Genomic DNA, 12,070 nt, shown 5'->3' with positions numbered 1-12,070 from the left:
CTGGCGCAGAGATCTTGCTAGAATGAAGTGGTTTGGAGACTTGCGTGGCCGGTAGCGTTCAACCTCGTCAATTGGCCTTGGCCCTGCCGCACGAGGAGAAACTGACCCGCGACGATTTCCTGGAGGGCCCCGCCAATGAGGCGGCGCTGGCGCTGATCGACGGCTGGCCCGACTGGCCGAACCGGATCATGCTGCTGGTCGGCCCCGACGGCTCCGGCAAAAGCCACCTCGCCGCGATCTGGGCCGAGAGCGCCGGCGCCCGCGGCGACCGCGGCTCATGCGCTGACCGCCGACACGGTGCCGACGGCGCTTGCGACCGGCGCGCTGGTGGTCGAGGATTTGAGGCCGTCGGATTTCGACGAGCGCGCGATGTTTCACCTGCTCAATCTCGCGCGGCAGGACGATGCCTACCTGCTGATCACGGCCCGCATCCCGCCATCGGCATTCGAGATCGAGCTGCGCGATCTGCGGTCGCGGCTTCGCGCGGTGCCGACGGTGACGCTGCTGCCGCCCGACGACCAGCTGTTCCGCGGCCTGATCGTCAAGTTCTGCGCCGACCGCCAGATGAGCGTGGACGAGCCGCTGGTCAGCTATCTCTGCAACCGGATCGAGCGCTCCTACGTTGCCGTCCGCCAGGCGGTCGAACTGCTCGACACCGAGGCGCTGCGGCTCGGCCGACCGGTCACGCGGGCGCTGGCGGCGGAGCTGTTGCGCGACGCCTGAGCGGCGCTGTGGCTTGACGGCGCGGGGCAGCGGAACATCAATGTCATCGAAACGTCATCGCAATATCACATGGTCTCTGCGGCCCTCGGCTAGACCGCTCCGGCCCCTGCCCCGAACTGGACCAGCACTTGATGGACTCGGCACAAGCAACTGAAATCAAAGAGAAAGAGGCGGAACTCCCGCCCGCCCCGGCGATCGCGACCAGCCCCGAGCGATTCATCAATCGGGAGCTCTCCTGGCTGCATTTCAACCGCCGGGTGCTCGAGGAATCGGTCAATCTCGGCCATCCCGTGCTGGAACGGGTCCGCTTCCTGTCGATTTCGGCGAATAACCTCGACGAGTTCTTCATGGTCCGTGTCGCCGGCATCAAGGCGCAGGTTCGCGAAGGCATCACCGAGCGCAGCCCGGACGGCCTGCTGCCGGCCGAGCAGCTTGTGATGATCAACAAGACGGTGTCGCAGCTCGCCTCAGACCAGCAGGCGATCTGGAGCGACCTGCGCGACATCCTGGCCAAGGTCGGCATCCAGCTGGTCGACGGGCGCGACGTCACCAAGTCCGAGCGCAGCTGGATCGAGGATCACTTCCTCCACAGCATCTTCCCGCTGCTGACCCCGCTCGCGATCGACCCGGCGCACCCGTTCCCGTTCATCCCGAATCTCGGCTTCACGGTGGCGCTGCAATTGTCGCGGATCTCCGACGGCAAGGCGATGAACGCGCTGATCCGCATGCCCGGCAAGATCGACCGCTTCATCCGCATCCCCTCCACCAAGGAAGGCGCGCCGGCGCGGCTGATCACGCTCGAGCAGGCCACCGGTCTGTTCATCGGCCGCCTGTTCCCCGGCTACACCGTCAAGGGCCAGGGCGCATTCCGCATCATCAGGGACTCCGAACTCGAAATCGAGGAAGAGGCCGAAGACCTCGTTCGCCTGTTCGAGACCGCGCTCAAGCGCCGCCGCCGCGGATCGGTGATCCGGCTCGAGATCGAGGCCACGATGCCGGAAGAGCTGCGCATCTTCGTGCAGCACGCCTTGTCGGCCGCGGACGATGAAGTGATCCTGGTCGACGGCGTGCTGGCGATGAACGAGCTGTCGCAGCTCACCCGCCTCAATCGCCCCGACCTCGAATTCCCGCCCTATGTGCCGCGTCATCCCGAGCGGGTGCGCGACCATGGCGGCGATATTTTCGCCGCGATCCGGCAGAAGGACCTCGTGGTCCACCATCCCTACGAATCCTTCGACGTCGTCGTCCAGTTCCTGCAACAGGCGGCGCGCGATCCCGACGTCGTCGCGATCAAGCAGACGCTGTATCGCACCTCGAACAACTCGCCGATCGTGCGCGCGCTGGCGGAGGCCGCCGAGGCCGGCAAGTCGGTGACCGCCTTGATCGAGCTCAAGGCGCGGTTCGACGAGGAAGCCAATATCCGCTGGGCGCGCGACCTCGAACGCGCCGGCGTGCAGGTGGTGTACGGCTTCATCGAGCTGAAAACGCACGCCAAGCTGTCGATGGTGGTGCGCCGCGAGGGCGGCAATCTCACCACCTATGTGCACACCGGCACCGGCAACTATCATCCGGTCACCGCGCGCATCTACACCGACCTCTCCTACTTCACCTCGGATCCGATCATCGGCCGCGACGTCGCGCGGGTGTTCAACTACATCACCGGCTATGCCGAGCCGAGCGACATCGAGAAGATGGCGGTGTCGCCGCTGACGCTGCGCAAGCGGATCATCGAGCACATCCATGGCGAGATCTCCCACGTCAAGCACGGCCGTGCGGGCGCGGTGTGGATGAAGATGAATGCGCTGGTCGACCCCGACATCATCGACGCGCTGTACGAGGCCTCCAAGGCCGGCGTATCGGTCGAGCTCGTGGTGCGCGGCATCTGCTGCCTGCGCCCCGGCCTGCCCGGCTTGTCGGAGAACATCCGCGTCAAATCGGTGATCGGCCGGTTCCTGGAACACGGCCGAATCTATTGCTTCGGCATGGGGCAAGGCCTGCCGAGCACAAAAGCTGCTGTGTATATCTCGTCCGCCGACATGATGCCGCGGAACCTCGACCGCCGCGTCGAGGTTCTCTGTCCGCTGCAAAATCCCACGGTGCATCAGCAGGTTCTCGAACAGATCATGGTCGCGAACCTGAAGGACACCGAGCAGAGCTGGCAATTGTTGCCGGATGGTTCGTCTACGCGTATGAAGGCCGCGAAAGGCGAAGAGCCTTTCAATCTGCATGACTACTTCATGACAAATCCGAGTCTGTCCGGCCGTGGTAAGTCTCTCAAGGAATCTTCACCGCGCCGTCTCACGCGTCGCAACGAACGTCAGCAGCCATCGTCCTAAGGGGGCCTACCGGTGAAGCGGCCGCGGAAGCGCGCTTCCAGCGTCGCTGTGATCGATATCGGCTCGAACTCGGTTCGTCTCGTGGTTTACGAGGCGATGGCGCGCAGCCTTATCACCATCTTCAACGAGAAGGCGCTGTGCGGCCTCGGACGCGAGGTGCAGAGCACCGGCCTGCTCGCGACCGATGCCGTCAACAAGGCGCTGACCGCGCTGCGGCGCTTCCGCGCGTTGTGCAGGATCCAGCAGGTCGGCCGCGTCTACGCGATCGCGACTGCGGCCTGCCGCGACGCCAAGAATGGTCCGGACTTCATCGCCCAGGCCGAGCGGATCTGCGGCGCCAAGATCGAGATCCTCACCGGCCCGCGTGAAGCGAAGCTGTCCGCGCTCGGCGTCGTCTCGGGCATCCACAATCCGAACGGCATCGTCGGCGATCTCGGCGGCGGCTCGCTCGAACTGATCGACGTCAAGGGCAGCCGCGTGCGCAGCGGCGTCACGCTGCCGCTCGGCAGCCTCGCGCTGCAGGATCTCTCGAACAAGTCGCTCAAGCGCGCCGAACGCATCGTCAAGAACGAGCTGCTCGGCGTCGCCCAGCTCAAGACCGGCCGCGGCCGCACCTTCTACGCGGTCGGCGGCACCTGGCGCGCGCTGGCCCGCATCCACATCATCCAGAGCGGCTACCCGCTCAAGGTGATGCACGGCTATTCGATCCCGGCCGCCGACGCGCTCGATTTCGCGCAGCGGCTGCGGCGGCTTGCGGCCACCAACATGCTGGCCAATATCGAATCGATCGCCGATGCGCGGCGGCCGCTATTGGCCTATGCCGCGCTCGTGCTCGAATACATCATCCGCGTGGCGCAGCCGAAGACGATCGTGTTCTCGACCTTCGGCGTGCGCGAAGGCCTGCTCTACGAGATGCTGCCGCCGGCCGAGCGCGCCAAGGATGGGCTGGTCTGCGCCGCGCAGAACCTCAACGAATTGCTGTCGCGCTCGGCGCGCCACGCCCAGGAGCTGACGGCGTGGACCGACCGGCTGGTGCGCGTGGTCCGGCTGCGCGAGACCGAGGAGGACCGCAGGCTGCGTCACGTCGCCTGCCTGCTCTCCGACATCGGCTGGCGCGTGCATCCGGATCATCGCGGCGAGGAAACCCTCAGCTTGATCATGAACGGCAATTTCGGCTCGATCACGCATCAGGGCCGTGCCTTCGTCGCGCTGTCGGTGTTCTATCGCTACGCCGGGCTCAGCGAGGAGAACGAACCGCCGCCGCAGATCCGCGCGCTGGTGACACCGGCGATGGACGAGCGCGCGCGCGTGCTCGGCGCCGCCTTTCGCGTCGCGCATCTGATCACGGCCGCGCGCACCGGCGTGCTGCCGCTGACGCATTTCCGCACCCAGGGCCGCAAGCTGATGCTGGTGTTCGAGCACCGGATGGTGGATCTGGTCGCCGATCGCGTCGGCAGCCGCTTCCGGCAACTGGCGCGGCTGGTCGGGCGCGCCGGCTCGATCGTGCGGCGCTAACAAGATCTCACGCCGCCTTTAAGTCTCACGCCGCCTTGGCGGCATGCTTGGCCTTGCGCAGCGCGTGGCGGCGCCACAGCGATCCGATCACCAGCACCACCACGATGCCGAGCACGGCGAGCGAGATCTCGCCGCCATTGCCATGGGCGAATTGCGGCGTCATCCCGATCGAGGTCAGCCAGGAATCGAGCTTGGCGCCGAGCGGTCCGGCAAACAGCGCATCGAGCTTCGGATGCACCGCCGGATCGGTCGCGATGACGTCGCCGGCGATCCAGCCGAGCAGCGCGGCACCGGCCCAGACCAGGACCGGCAGCTTGGTCAGCAGCGCCATGATCAGCGCCGCGCCGGCAACGATCAGGGGGACGCTGATGGCCAGCCCAAGCACCAGCAGCGGCACGCTGCCATTGGCGGCAGCCGCCACCGCGATCACATTGTCGAGGCTCATCACGATGTCGGCGACGACGACGATCTGAACTGCGGCCCACAGGTGCGAGGCCGCCTGCACGCCGTCCTCGTCCTCCTGCTCCGGCACCAAGAGCTTGGCGGCGATCACGATCAGCGCCAGGCCGCCGACCAGCTTCAGGTAGGGAAGCTCCATCAGGCTGGCGACGATGCCGGTGAAGATGACGCGCAGCAACACCGCGGCGGCGGCGCCGAGAATCATGCCCCACAGGCGCTGGCGCGGCGCGAGCCCGCGGCAGGCGAGCGCGATCACCAGCGCGTTGTCGCCCGACAGCAGGACGTTGATCCAGATGATCTTGCCGACGGCGACCCAGAAGGTCGGCGTCGCCATCTCGTTCTTGAACTCGGTGAAGAACGCGCCGATGTACGCCGGATCAAAGATCTGCCACAGCCAGTCCACAGCGAGTCCTATTCGGCCTTGCGGCCGCCCCTGGCGGCGGTCGTCCGCCGCTCCCCAGTTCTGTTTCGACGCGGCCTCCTCGAGGAGACCGCGTCACTTCCAGTTGTGCGGCGTTAGCCGACGATCTCGTTGCCGGCGAAGAACTGCGCGATCTCGATCGCCGCGGTCTCCGGGGCATCCGAACCGTGCACCGAGTTCTCGCCGATCGACTTCGCATAGAGCTTGCGGATGGTGCCTTCGGCGGCCTTCGACGGATCGGTCGCGCCCATCACGTCGCGATACCTGGCGATGGCGCCCTCGCCTTCCAGCACCTGGACCACGACCGGGCCCCGAGGTCATGAAGTCGACCAGCTCGCCGAAGAACGGGCGCGCCTTGTGGACCGCGTAGAAGGTCTCGGCCTGGCCGCGGGTCATCTGGATGCGCTTCTGCGCCACGATGCGCAGGCCCGCCTTCTCGATCACCGCATTGACCGCGCCGGTCAGGTTGCGCTCGGTGGCATCGGGCTTGATGATCGAAAAGGTGCGTTCAATCGCCATGATTTCGTCCTTGTAAACGTGGCTGGGAGTTGCCGGGGCTTATATCGGCGCGATGGGGTGACGGCAAGCGACCCTGTGACGCGTTAGCCTTTAGTTTTGATGCATTTTCACGACGAAAACCGTCATTCGGGCGGCCTCCGGTCCGCGATCGGCTCGGCCGGCTTACCGCGATTTCACCTAGGTGAACCCATTCTGTCAGCGCCGTGCCGCTGCCGTTCAGCTGCCGCCAGCTAGGCTCTGCATCGATCGGACGCCTTGCTGGCCCCATCCGCAAGCCTCACAGGACGTCTCGGGAAACGATGTCACCGCGGGCGCGTCACGCGCGCCCATAGCTCGAGGAGACGATCATGTTACGCAAGATTTCGCTCGCCGCCGTTGCCGCGATTTCGCTCGGTGCTGCCGCGCTCGCCCCGACCTCCGCGTCGGCCTGGGGTGGTTGGCATGGCGGCTGGCACGGTGGATGGCATCATGGCTGGTGGGGCGGCCCGCGCGTCATCGTCGGAGGTCCCGCCTACTACGGCGGTTACGGATATGGCTACGGCGGCTGCTATGTCCGCCGCGTCGTGCCGACCCCGTGGGGTCCCCGCTGGCGCCTGGTCAACCGCTGCTACTGATCCATCCGTTCCGTCGACTGCTCCCCTGACTTGCTCAGCCCCGGCCTCGCGCCGGGGCTTTTTTCATGCCTGCGGGGAACTCAACCGCGCGACCCGCTCCACGACCTCAAGGCGAGAGTAAGGCGGGAGCGGAAACCAATTTCGGGGTCGCGACTTGTCTTGGCGAAAATGCCGAACACGCGAGGTGGAACTTGCCAAGACAGATATTCGGAGACCTGCCAAGAGACCCGCCATGACGATGACAATGACCCAGATCGAAAACGATCCAGATCAGATCGATCACAAGACCTGCCGTTACATCTGCGATGCCGTGGGTGAACGACTCCAGCAGAGCATGCGGCCGGAGCCCGCGCTGTCGTCCCGCCTGCAGCAGCTCCTCGATGAAATGCACCGACGGGAAAACGACCGCCATTAGATGTTACGGGCGCGTGAGCAGCCCAATTGCGTTTTTGCAACAGCCTTCTGGAGAGATTTTACGAATAGACGGGGTTGCGTTTATCACCGGGTCCGGTGACAACGCGGCATGCTCTCCATCACTGACATTTCGGTCCGGATCGCCGGGCGGCTGTTGATCGATCACAGTTCTGTGCAAATCGTGCCCGGCGCGCGCGTCGGATTTGTCGGCCGCAACGGCGTCGGCAAGTCGACGCTGTTTCATGCCATCCGGGGCGACCTCCCGACCGAGAGCGGCAGCATCACGCTGCCGCCGCGCTGGCGGATCGGCAGTCTCGCGCAGGAAGCACCCGACGGACCGGAAAGCCTGATCAACGTCGTGCTGAAGGCCGACCTCGAACGCGACGCGCTGCTGCGCGAGGCGGAGACGGCGCACGACCCGCACCGGATCGCCGAGATCCAGACCCGGCTGGTCGACATCGACGCCCACTCCGCGCCCGCGCGCGCCGCGGCGATCCTCTCCGGCCTCGGCTTCTCGACCGCAGACCAGGCGCGGCCATGCGCGGAATTTTCCGGCGGCTGGCGCATGCGCGTGGCGCTGGCGGCGACGCTGTTCTCGGCGCCCGATCTGCTGCTGCTGGACGAGCCGACCAACTATCTCGATCTCGAAGGCACGCTGTGGCTGGAGAACCATCTCGCCAATTATCCGCGCACCGTGATCGTGATCAGCCATGACCGCGATCTGCTGGATACCTCGGTCGATCAGATCCTGCATCTCGATCGCGGCAGGCTGACGCTCTACAAGGGCACCTACTCCTCATTCGAGGAGCAGCGCGCCGCGCGCGAATTGCTCGACGCCAAGCACGCCAAGCGGCAGGCCGATGAGCGCAAGCGGCTGCAGGATTTCGTCGACCGCTTCAAGGCCAAAGCCTCCAAGGCGCGGCAGGCGCAGTCGCGCGTCAAGATGCTGGAGCGGATGAAGCCGATCACCGCGCTGGTGACGCAGGATGTGCACGAGATCTCGTTCCCGGCGCCGGAGAAGCTGCTGTCGCCTCCGATCATCGCGGTCGACGACGTCTCGGTCGGCTACGAGCCGGGCAAGCCGGTGCTCAATCGCGTCACCTTGCGCGTCGATACCGACGACCGCATCGCGCTGCTCGGCTCCAACGGCAACGGCAAGTCGACGCTGGTTAAGCTGTTGGCCGGCAAGCTCGCGCCGTTCTCGGGAAGGATCACGAAAGCCGACAAATTGTCGGTCGGCTATTTCGCCCAGCACCAGGTCGACGAGCTCAATCTCGACGGCTCGCCCTACGATCACATCCGCAAGCTGATGCCGGAGGCGCCCGAGAGCAAGGTGCGCGGCCGCGTCGGCGCGATCGGTTTCTCCGGCAAGGCCGGCGACACGCTGGTGCGGACCCTGTCGGGCGGCGAGAAGGCGCGGCTGCTGCTCGGGCTCGCGACGTTCTATGGTCCGAACATGATCATCCTCGACGAGCCGACCAACCATCTCGATATCGACAGCCGCGCGGCGCTGGCGGAGGCGATCAACGAATTCCCCGGCGCCATCATCATGGTGTCGCACGATCGTTATCTGATCGAGGCCTGCGCCGACCGCTTGTGGGTCGTGGCCAACCAGACCGTGACGGCCTATGACGGCGATCTCGACGAATACCGCCGCATGATCCTGTCGGCCAATGACGGACGGACGGCGTCGCGCGAGCGCGTCAGGGAGCAGCCGGCAAAGCCCGAACGGATCAGGAATGAGAAGCGCGCTTCACCGCGGCAGCGGATCGCGCAGGCCGAGGCCGAGATCGAGCGCGTCAACGGCATCATCGCCAAGATCGATACCGCGCTCGCGCTGCCCGATATCTTTACCCGCGATCCGAAGCAGGCCGCACAACTGACCAAGGCGCGCGCCGGCGCCGAGAGCGCGCTGCAACGCGCCGAGGAAGAATGGCTGGAAGCCAGCGGCGAACTCGACGAAGCCGCGAACTAGATTGGCCACCTTACGGAGCCACATATTCGGAGTCGTCCCTGCGAAAGCAGGGACCCATACTTCGCGGCGGATGTGGTGAAAGGGACTCGTCGTTCCGTGACTGCGCGACAATGGCCATCAGTGGTTGGGTCCCTGCTTTCGCAGGGACGACGTGTGGAGGCAGCCGTGGGATTTCATTCTTTCGGGTGTCATGCCCGCGTATGCAGGCATCGGCACTGCCGCTGCGGCGTATATGCCCTAACCGTGCGCAGTCTTTTTCTTCTTCGGCTTCGCGGCCTTCGGCTCCGGCGCCGCATCCGGGCCACGCTCGACGGACGACAGGCGCCCCGAGGTGAAGGTGTAGATGCCGGCACGCGCGCCGCGCGACCAGGTCACGACCGCGACGCGTTCGCCGCCCGGACCGCTGGACAGATTGACGCTGTCGGGGGCGCCGATGCCGCGCACCACATCGCATTCGGTGTGGCCGAGCGCGACGCTGCCGCCGGTCGGCTGCGGCGGCGGAGCACCGGGAGCCTGCGCATTCGCGTCGGTGGCGCCCGCCGGCGGCGCCATGCCCGGACAGCTGCCGTCGGCACTGACCAGATCGTCGTTGGTCACCGGCTTGTCCGGCGTCAGCGGCGGCGATTCGATCGAGATGTTGCGGATGAACACCCGTCCAGGGCGCGAGAACCAATCCGCGTCGCGCGAAAAGATGTCGGACGCGCCCGAACAGCCGGCAAGGCCTGGCGCAAGCACCAGCAACGCCAGCAGCGACTTCCGACTGAATGTTCCGTCTCGCACGATCGACAAGGCTCCTAACCCCATAAGGTAAGGGCTTGTCCGAACATCACTTTGCGGCATGACCGTGACCCGCCCCGAGAAAGGTCGAATTATCATTAATTAGTCGATATCGCTATTGGCGCCGCTGCCAGCGTCCCCGCTCGTCGGTCTGCCAATAGGTGACCTCGAAGCCGCGCGCCTTGCAGGCGGTCCAGCTCTCCCGTGCCGAAGCCACCGCGTCGGGATCGTCGCCGTTGAACACCAGCACCACCCGCTCATAGCTGTCGCAGTCGGCCGGCAGCGCCGCATTGTCGACCAGGAAGCGGACATTGGCCCGGTTCGGATTGCCCTCCTCGATCGACAGGATGATCGGCTGGTCCTGCGCGTCGGCAACACGCGCCGTCGCGTGCGGCAGAAACGAATCGTCGCTGTAGGTCCACAGATGCGCGTCGAGCGTCTCGGCGCGCTCCTGCGACGTCGATTGCACCACGACGCGCCAGCCGCGCTCGAGCGACTTCTCGAGCAGCGGCGGCAGCACGCTCTCCAGCGTCATGTTCTGTAGATGGTAGAACAGAACCTCGGTCATGCGCCGGCTGACACTCTCTTACTTCTTGGCTTCATAATAGTCGGAGACCAGCCGCTCGAGCAGCCGGACGCCGTACCCCGAACCCCAGCTCTGGTTGATCTCGGTCTTCGGCGCGCCCATCGCGGTGCCGGCGATGTCGAGATGCGCCCACGGCGTGCCGTCGACGAAGCGTTGCAGGAATTGCGCCGCCGTGATCGAGCCGCCATTGCGGCCGCCGGTGTTCTTCATGTCGGCGAATTGCGAGTCGATCTGTTTGTCGTATTCCGGACCGAGCGGCATGCGCCAGACCTTCTCGCCGGTCTCGAGGCCGACCTTGGCGAGGCGCTCGGCGAGCTCGTCATTGTTGGAGAACATGCCGGCGTGATCGGTGCCGAGCGCGACCATGATCGCACCGGTCAGCGTGGCCAGATCGACCATGAATTTCGGCTTGACCTTCTTGGCGACGTACCAGAGCACGTCGGCGAGCACGAGGCGCCCCTCGGCGTCGGTGTTGATGATCTCGATGGTCTGGCCGGACATCGAGGTGACGATGTCGCCCGGACGCTGCGCATTGCCGTCGGGCATGTTCTCGACGAGGCCGATGGCGCCGACCGCGTTGACGCGGGCCTTGCGCGCGGCGAGCGCGTGCATCAGCCCGACCACGCAGGCCGCACCGCCCATGTCACCCTTCATATCCTCCATGCCGCCGGCCGACTTGATCGAGATACCGCCGGTGTCGAAGCAGACGCCCTTGCCGACGAATGCGACCGGCGCCTCGCTCTTCTTGCCGCCGTTCCAGCGCATGATCACCATCCGGCTTGGCCGCGCCGAGCCCTGCCCGACGCCGAGCAGCGCGCCCATGCCGAGCTTGGTCATCGCCTTGACGTCGAGCACCTCGACGGCGACGCCGAGCTTGCGCAGCTGGCTGGCGCGGCGGGCGAACTCCTCGGGGTACAGCACGTTCGGCGGCTCGTTGACGAGCTCGCGCGCCAGGTTGACGCCGTCGACGACCGACGATTCAGGCGCGAACGCCTTCTTGGCGGCAGCGACGTCGTCGACCGCGATCGAGACCTCGGCCCGCACCGCGCCGTTCTCGCCGTCCTTCTTCCTGGTCTTGTAGCGGTCGAACTTGTAGGCGCGCAGGCGGATACCGGTGGCGATCGAAGCCGCCTGGCCGGCTGCCATCGCAGCCTCGGGCAATTCGGCGATGACGGTCATCGCGCCGCTGCCGGCGTTGAGCTTGCCGGCCAGCACACCGCCGAATTTGAGAAAATCCTTCTCCTTGAGGTCGGCCGCCTTGCCGGTGCCGATCACGATCAGGCGATCGACCTTGAGTCCCTCCGGCGCCAGGATGTCCAGGGTTGCCCCGCTCTTGCCCTTGAACTGGTTGGCGGCGGCCGCCCGCTTGACCGTCTCGGCGGCAGCCCCCAGCGCCTTCCTTGTGGTGGCGCCGAGCTTCAATTGTTCGTCGCAAAAGGCGACCAGGATGCCGCGGGCGGACGCAGAGAATGGGACAAAGCCGACCTTGACGGCGTCGGACATAGGAAAATCCTCCAGAACTCAGGGTGTTGCTCGGACCTGAGGCGGTCCTTCCGGCACGCGGGGTGAGCGTTGCGATGGCGGTCCGGGAGCGGCCCGGGCCGGGCTTGGCACACACTATGACCTGTCGGCTGCGCCGCTGCCAAGCACCGGAGTGGCCCGAAGGCCACAAAAGCGATTAATTAACCATAAATTAAGCGCGCCTTGGCTCGGCCATTTTGTTGACGGATC

At 65.8% G+C, this 12,070-nt stretch carries 9 protein-coding genes and 2 pseudogenes; 6 read left to right on the top strand and 5 right to left on the bottom strand.

Annotated elements, in window-relative coordinates:
- The first annotated feature begins 44 nt into the window (after positions 1-44).
- From ACVMB0_RS24410 to ppx, 3 genes and pseudogenes are all read left to right on the top strand, one after another.
- Positions 45-723 (top strand): annotated as a pseudogene (locus ACVMB0_RS24410) (P-loop NTPase family protein).
- A gap of 131 nt (positions 724-854) precedes the next feature.
- A complete protein-coding gene (locus tag ACVMB0_RS24405) occupies positions 855-3,059 on the top strand; it encodes an RNA degradosome polyphosphate kinase (protein WP_461347937.1) in 2,205 nt (734 codons plus the stop codon).
- Positions 3,060-3,071: 12 nt separating this feature from the next.
- A complete protein-coding gene (ppx, locus tag ACVMB0_RS24400; RefSeq protein ID WP_456755170.1) occupies positions 3,072-4,574 on the top strand; it encodes an exopolyphosphatase in 1,503 nt (500 codons plus the stop codon).
- Positions 4,575-4,599: 25 nt separating this feature from the next.
- Here ppx and ACVMB0_RS24395 read toward each other — a convergent pair whose 3' ends face one another.
- Positions 4,600-5,436, bottom strand: coding sequence for a TerC family protein (locus tag ACVMB0_RS24395; RefSeq protein ID WP_461347936.1), 837 nt, complete (start codon positions 5,434-5,436; stop codon positions 4,600-4,602).
- Positions 5,437-5,549: 113 nt separating this feature from the next.
- Positions 5,550-5,973: pseudogene (gene ndk / locus ACVMB0_RS24390) on the bottom strand (nucleoside-diphosphate kinase).
- A gap of 347 nt (positions 5,974-6,320) precedes the next feature.
- Between ndk and ACVMB0_RS24385 the strand changes: the two are divergent.
- The 3 genes from ACVMB0_RS24385 (at position 6,321) to ACVMB0_RS24375 (ending at position 8,976) form a co-directional block, all read left to right on the top strand.
- Positions 6,321-6,587, top strand: coding sequence for a hypothetical protein (locus ACVMB0_RS24385; RefSeq protein ID WP_021079868.1), 267 nt, complete (start codon positions 6,321-6,323; stop codon positions 6,585-6,587).
- Positions 6,588-6,831: 244 nt separating this feature from the next.
- Entirely contained in the window at positions 6,832-7,002 is a 171-nt protein-coding gene (locus ACVMB0_RS24380) for a hypothetical protein (RefSeq protein WP_456798194.1), read from the top strand.
- A 108-nt stretch (positions 7,003-7,110) separates the two neighbouring features.
- Positions 7,111-8,976: an ABC-F family ATP-binding cassette domain-containing protein gene (locus ACVMB0_RS24375; protein ID WP_461347935.1), complete on the top strand. Its 1,866-nt coding sequence runs from the start codon at positions 7,111-7,113 to the stop codon at positions 8,974-8,976.
- 237 nt (positions 8,977-9,213) lie between these two features.
- On the opposite strand, the gene ACVMB0_RS24370 is transcribed toward ACVMB0_RS24375, so the two are convergent.
- The 3 genes from ACVMB0_RS24370 to ACVMB0_RS24360 all read right to left on the bottom strand — a co-directional run bounded on the left by ACVMB0_RS24370 (position 9,214) and on the right by ACVMB0_RS24360 (position 11,842).
- On the bottom strand, positions 9,214-9,765 hold the full coding sequence (locus ACVMB0_RS24370; RefSeq protein WP_456755176.1) for a hypothetical protein: 552 nt from the start codon (positions 9,763-9,765) through the stop codon (positions 9,214-9,216).
- A gap of 103 nt (positions 9,766-9,868) precedes the next feature.
- Positions 9,869-10,321, bottom strand: a complete 453-nt coding sequence (locus ACVMB0_RS24365) for a DNA polymerase III subunit chi (RefSeq protein ID WP_461347934.1) — start codon at positions 10,319-10,321, stop codon at positions 9,869-9,871.
- Between the two features lie 18 nt (positions 10,322-10,339).
- Positions 10,340-11,842 carry a leucyl aminopeptidase gene (locus tag ACVMB0_RS24360; RefSeq protein WP_461347933.1) on the bottom strand — a complete coding sequence of 501 codons (1,503 nt, stop codon included), beginning with the start codon at positions 11,840-11,842 and terminating at the stop codon, positions 10,340-10,342.
- Positions 11,843-12,070 lie beyond the last annotated feature (228 nt).

Source organism: Bradyrhizobium sp. USDA 4451, from assembly GCF_054822585.1.
Note: the sequence above shows the minus strand (reverse complement) of the source record. Positions and strands in the feature narration are given on the sequence as shown.